Genomic DNA, 3,277 nt, shown 5'->3' with positions numbered 1-3,277 from the left:
TGGCCGTCGTCGCCGTTGGTGGCGTTGGTGGCGTAGCCGCCCTCTCGCCCTGCCCCCGGCCGCTCCACGGCGACCACCGTCACCCCGCGCCGCACGGGGAGGTCGTAGTACTCCTCGTACCCGCGCAGGTAGTCCACGACGTGGGCCGCGCCGGGATTGGCGCCGTCGTCGGTGCGGGGCATGCGGCGGCCCGGCAGGGACGAGAAGTCGGCGGGCGAGAACAACCGCAGGGACGGCCAGGTGTGCGGCCACGCGCCGCCGGGCTCGTCCGAGGCGTCGAGGATCTCGAAGTCCGCGCCGGCGCGGCGAAGGTAGAAACCGGCCGCGAGGCCCGCCTGGCCCCCGCCGATCACCACAACATCGCGCACGACCGCGTCCGACACCCCGCCACCCCCTTCGGAACGGTCCTGAACTGTTCCTATCGACGGTTATCGGTCACAGCGCCCGACCGATGACCTCCTTCATGATCTCGTTCGTGCCACCGTAGATCCGCATGACGCGGGCGCCGGCGAATTTCTGCGCGATGGGGTACTCCATCATGTAGCCGTAGCCGCCGAACAGCTGGAGGCAGCGGTCCACCACGTCGTCGAGCATGTCGGTGGCCTGCAGCTTGGCCATGGAGGCGGTGACGGCGTCGAGCTCGCCGTCGATCTCCCGGGAGATGCAGTGGTCGACGAACGTGCGGGTGGCCATGACCTGCGTCTTGCAGTGCGCCAGCTCGAAGCGGGTGTTCTGGAAGTCCAGGATCGGCTTGCCGAACGCCTGCCGCTCGCGGACGTACTCGAGCGTCTCCACGACGGCGGCCTCGGCCATGGCCAGCGCGTCCACGGCGATCGCCAGACGCTCACGCGGCAGCTGGTTCATGAGCTGGTAGAAGCCCTGCCCCTCCTCGCCGCCGAGGAGGTTGGCGGCGGGCACGCGCATGTCGTTGAAGAACAGCTCGGCGGTGTCGGCGCCGTGGCGGCCCATCTTCTCCAGCACGCGGCCTCGCTCGAAGCCCGGCGTCGAGGCCTCCACGGCGAACAGGGCCATGCCCTTGTGGCCGGCGTCGAGGTCGGTCTTGGCCACCACCACCACGAAGTCGGCGGAGCCACCGTTGGAGATGAACGTCTTGGAGCCGTTGATGACGTAGTGGTCGCCGTCCCGCTTGGCGGTGGTGCGCACGCCCTGCAGGTCCGAGCCGGCGCCGGGCTCGGTCATGGCGATGGCGGAGATCCACTCACCCGAGCAGATCTTCGGCAGCCACTCGCGCTTCTGCTCCTCCGTGGCGTAGTTCGCCACGTAGTGGGGGGTGATGGTGGAGCCGACGCCCATGCCGAACGCGGTGTCGCCGGAGTAGACGAGCTCCTCGGTGACGAGGTACTCCATGCCCGGGTCGCCGCCCTGGCCGCCGAACTCCTCGGGCACGTCGAGGCAGATGAGGCCGGCCTCGCCGGTGCGCAGCCAGGTCTCGCGGTCCACGTGCTTCTGTGTGGACCACTTCTCCTGGTTGGGCGTCATCTCCTTGGCGAAGAACGCGCGGGCGTGCTCTCGGAGCAGCCGGTGGTCGTCGGTCTCCCAGGTGGGGCGGTAGTCGGGGAAGAGTGCGGACACTGGGGGCCTCCATGAGGGGACGACGACGACGATGAGGTTCGCGGCAAGTTTACGTGTGCCCGTTCCGGCGACGGCGGGCACGCGAGCACCGAGGAGGGCCATACTCGGGTCATGAACGATTCCCCGGACCGGCCAGAGAACGCAGCCCAGCCCGAGAAGGCCACCTCCCCGGCATCCTCGGACCATTCCGTGCCCGAGGCGTTCCCCACCGACTGGACCCGGGGGCTGGTCCTGGTAGCACACCCCGACGACCCCGAGTACGGGATGTCCGCCGCGGTGGCGCGGTGGACGGCCGAGGGCCGCAGCATCGTCTACGTCCTGGCCTCCAGCGGCGAGGCCGGCATCGAGGGGATGGCACCGGCGATCGCGGGACCGATCCGCGAGGAGGAGCAGCGGCGGTCCTCGGCGATCGTCGGGGTGGACGAGGTGGAGTTCCTCGGTTTCCCGGACAGCCGGATCGTCAACAACGCCGAACTGCGCGACGCGGTGGCCGACGCGATCCGCCGCCATCGCCCGGACGTGGTCATCTCCCTGTACTCCGGTGAGGAGTTCGGGCCGGGGATGCCCAACCAGAGCGATCACATGGAGTTCGGAGCGGCCGTGGGGGCCGCGTACGACGACCTGGTCGCCGCGGTCGGGGTGGACGCCGCGGAGGGGCGTCCGCAGATGTGGTTCGAGTCCTCGCCCGAGGTGACGCACTACGTCGACGTGAAGGGCTTCGTCGAGCCGGCCGTCGACGCGCTGGCCGAGCACTCCGAGTACCTGTCGGTGCTCGACCCGGAGACGCCGGTGCGGGACCAGGCGCGCGCGCAGGTCGAGGCCGTGTGCGCGTCGCGTGAGGGACTCGCCGGCGGCAACCCGGTGGTGGGCTTCCGGCGCATGCGGCCCTGAGCCGGGGGCGGACTCGGGGTCAGATCGATCCCTCCGCCGGCCGCAGGCGCTCGACGATCTCGTCGGCCCACTCGGCGTGGGGTGACGACATGGTGCCGTCGCCCGGACGACTGACGTAGGTCAGCCAGAAGCGCTGCGCGCCCTCGCCGACGACCGCCGAGTACACCAGTGCGCCCTCCGGGCCGATGATGTCCTGCTGGACCGCGGGGAGCACCCGGAACGACACCGACCAGCCGTCGCCGACGCGCGTGGAGAGCGGTTCGATCCGCTCCTCGACCGGCCGCCCCGGGACGGGGAGCAGGAACTGACCCATCCCGTTGGCCAGTGCGAGCGCCGCGAGCTGGTTGTCCGGGTTCTCCGGGTCGAACAGGTCCTCGGTGAGGCGAGCGGCCAGCACGACCCCGTCCGAGCGGCTCGGATCGTCGGCAGCCGCGACCGGACTCATGACGGTACTGCCGAAGATCAGCTCCCCCGACTCCGCGCGCCACCCCTCGGGGACCCGGATGACCAGGCCGGTCTCGGGATCGACATGGTCGGAACCGGCCGCCACCTGGATCTTCGGGGACAGGGTGCGCACCCCCGGGGCGTACGTCGCCGACGAGACGACCACCGTCACGACCGCGGCGACCACCGCCAGGACGGCGACGAGCGCCACCACGAGGATGGTCCGGCTCCGGCCGGCGGACGGGTTCTGCCCAGACGTCATTCGCCCAGCGTAGGCGGCCGGGTTTCCCGCAGCGTGATGTTGACCCTCCCCGGCTCCGCGCCCAGCACCTCGCGGCACCACGCGGGG

General features: G+C 70.9%; 4 protein-coding genes. 1 reads left to right on the top strand and 3 read right to left on the bottom strand.

Annotated features, from left to right (window positions below; translation table 11 throughout):
• Positions 1 to 368: FAD-dependent oxidoreductase (locus G6023_RS06660; protein WP_347570733.1), on the bottom strand; the 368-nt coding region annotated here is incomplete at its 3' end.
• Positions 369 to 435: 67 nt separating this feature from the next.
• The gene (locus G6023_RS06655; RefSeq protein WP_182634590.1) at positions 436 to 1,593 is read right to left on the bottom strand and encodes an acyl-CoA dehydrogenase family protein; all 1,158 of its coding nucleotides are present in this window, start codon (positions 1,591 to 1,593) and stop codon (positions 436 to 438) included.
• Between the two features lie 111 nt (positions 1,594 to 1,704).
• Between G6023_RS06655 and G6023_RS06650 the strand changes: the two genes are divergently transcribed.
• The gene (locus G6023_RS06650) at positions 1,705 to 2,484 is read left to right on the top strand and encodes a PIG-L deacetylase family protein (RefSeq protein ID WP_096906627.1); all 780 of its coding nucleotides are present in this window, start codon (positions 1,705 to 1,707) and stop codon (positions 2,482 to 2,484) included.
• Positions 2,485 to 2,503: 19 nt separating this feature from the next.
• On the opposite strand, the gene G6023_RS06645 is transcribed toward G6023_RS06650, so the two are convergent.
• Positions 2,504 to 3,190: an APA family fibronectin-binding glycoprotein gene (locus tag G6023_RS06645; RefSeq protein ID WP_182634588.1), complete on the bottom strand. Its 687-nt coding sequence runs from the start codon at positions 3,188 to 3,190 to the stop codon at positions 2,504 to 2,506.
• Positions 3,191 to 3,277: the final 87 nt, after the last annotated feature.

This window comes from Dietzia sp. DQ11-71, assembly GCF_014144995.1.
GTDB classification, from domain to species: domain Bacteria; phylum Actinomycetota; class Actinomycetes; order Mycobacteriales; family Mycobacteriaceae; genus Dietzia; species Dietzia kunjamensis.
Note: the sequence above shows the minus strand (reverse complement) of the source record. Positions and strands in the feature narration are given on the sequence as shown.

What these genes read in the sequence shown, in the direction of transcription:
- G6023_RS06650 (WP_096906627.1), top strand. Translation starts at nt 1,705, where the DNA reads ATGAACGATTCCCCGGACCGGCCAGAGAACGCAGCCCAGCCCGAGAAG.
- G6023_RS06645 (WP_182634588.1), bottom strand. Translation starts at nt 3,190, where the DNA reads ATGACGTCTGGGCAGAACCCGTCCGCCGGCCGGAGCCGGACCATCCTC.